The sequence below is a fragment of the Bradyrhizobium lablabi genome (assembly GCF_018131005.1).
GTDB classification, from domain to species: domain Bacteria; phylum Pseudomonadota; class Alphaproteobacteria; order Rhizobiales; family Xanthobacteraceae; genus Bradyrhizobium; species Bradyrhizobium lablabi_D.
Genome location: NZ_JAFCJK010000033.1, coordinates 1 through 2081, shown reverse-complemented (window position 1 = coordinate 2081; position 2081 = coordinate 1). Strand labels below are relative to the sequence as shown.

The following is a 2081-nucleotide window of genomic DNA, read 5'->3' as shown; positions in this document are numbered from 1 at the left end:
ATCGCATCGCGCCTGTCCCGCGAACGGCAGGCGCCTGAGGCGCCCGAGACCATCGCCGGTACGCTTGCCTACATGGCGCCCGAACAAACCGGGCGGATGAACCGCTCGATCGACGCTCGCAGCGATCTCTACGCCCTCGGCGTCACGCTGTACCAGATGCTCACGGGCGTTCTGCCCTTCACAGCGGCCGATCCCATGGAGTGGGTGCACTGCCATATTGCCAGACAGCCGGTGCCACCAAGGGAGTGGTTAGAAAGTGTCCCAGCGCCCGTCTCGACGATCATCATGAAGCTGCTGGCCAAGACACCCGAGGATCGTTACCAGACCGCCGGCGGTGTCGAGCGCGATCTGCGACGCTGCTTGGCGGAATGGGAAGCGCGCAGCCGCATCGAAGACTTCCCGCTCGGCCTGCAGGACACGCCGAACCAGCTGCTCATCCCCGAAAGGCTGTACGGACGAGATCGTGAGATCGCGACGTTGCTTTCCTGCTTCGATCGCATCATCGAGACCGGTGTGCCGGAGTTGGTGCTGGTCTCAGGATATTCGGGCATCGGCAAGTCCTCGGTCGTTGACGAACTACACAAGGCGCTAGTGCCGTCGCGCGGCCTGTTCGCGTCCGGCAAGTTCGACCAGTACAAGCGCGATATCCCTTACGCGACACTCGTGGAGGCTTTTCAAAGTCTCGTTCGGCCTCTCCTCAGCAAGAGCGACACCGAGTGGGCAAGCTGGCGCCACGCGCTTTTAGAGGCGCTGGGATCGAACGGGCGGCTCATGATCGACCTCATACCCGAACTCAAGTTAATCATCGGAGACCAGCCACCGGTTCCTGAGTTGCCGCCACAGCAAGCACAAAGCCGTTTTCAACTCGTATTTCGGCGCTTCATTAGCGCATTTGCCGGGCCGGACCAGCCACTGGCTCTCTTCCTCGACGACCTGCAGTGGGTCGACGCGGCGACGCTTGATCTGCTGGAGGATTTGCTGCGGCCAGATCTGGAGCATCTCATGCTGATCGGTGCCTATCGCGACAACGAAGTCGCTGCGGCGCATCCGCTAATGAGAAGGCTCGAAGCCATCAAGGCCGCCGGCGGAAAGGTCTCGGAGATCAAGCTGTCGTCGCTCGCCAAAGAGCACCTTGGGCAGTTGGTTGCGGACGCTCTTCACTGCGAGTTTGAGCGCGCTGCGCCGCTTGCGAAGCTGGTGCACGTGAAGACCGGCGGCAATCCGTTTTTCGCCATTCAATTCCTGTCTTCGCTCGTCGAGGAAGGATTACTCACATTCGATTATGATGGCGCGCGCTGGTCCTGGAATATCGACCGCATTCAGGCCAAGGGGTTCACCGACAACGTCGTTGATCTTGTGGTCGGGAAGCTCACCCGCCTGCCGGCCGAGACGCAGAATGCATTGCAGCAGCTGGCTTGTCTTGGAAACATTGCTGAGAGCACAGCACTTTCGATGGTCCTCGGGATTCCGGAGGGGCAGCTCGATACGATTCTGTGGCCGGCCCGCTATCAGGAGTTGGTCGAGGGTGTGGCAGGCGCTTACCGGTTCGTCCACGATCGCGTTCAGGAGGCCGCCTATGGGTTGATCCCGGAGCAACTGCGCGGCGAAGTGCACCTTCGAATAGGGAGACTGCTCGCGGCGCATACGCCTCCCGAAAAACCGGAAAAGGCGATCTTCGATATCGTCAATCAGCTCAATCGTGGGGCGAGCTTAATGACCTCGATGCAGGAGCGCGAGCAGCTCGCCGCGCTCAATCTGCTCGCGGGCGAGCGCGCCAAAGCCTCAACTGCGTACGTCGCGGCGCTGAACTATCTCATCGCCGGTGCCGCGTTGTTGGCGGAGGATTGCTGGGGGCACCGGCGCGAGCTCCCCTTCGCGCTGGAACTGAATCGGGCCGAATGCGAGTTCCTGACCGGTGCGCTGGCGGAAGCGGATCAGCGCTTGGAAGCGCTTTCCGCTCACGCGACAGATCCGGTCGAGCGAGCGACCGTCGCGTGTCTGCGCGTGGATCTTTACACGACCCTGGATCAGGCCAGCCGCGCGATCGCAGTCGGTCTCGACTATCTCCGCCACCTCGGCAT

The 2081-nt window shown here is 61.7% G+C and carries 1 protein-coding gene; it reads left to right on the top strand.

What is annotated here, in order from left to right; all coding sequences use genetic code 11:
- Positions 1–2081 (top strand): AAA family ATPase (locus JQ553_RS34170; protein ID WP_212504470.1); only part of this gene is annotated, 2081 nt, incomplete at both ends.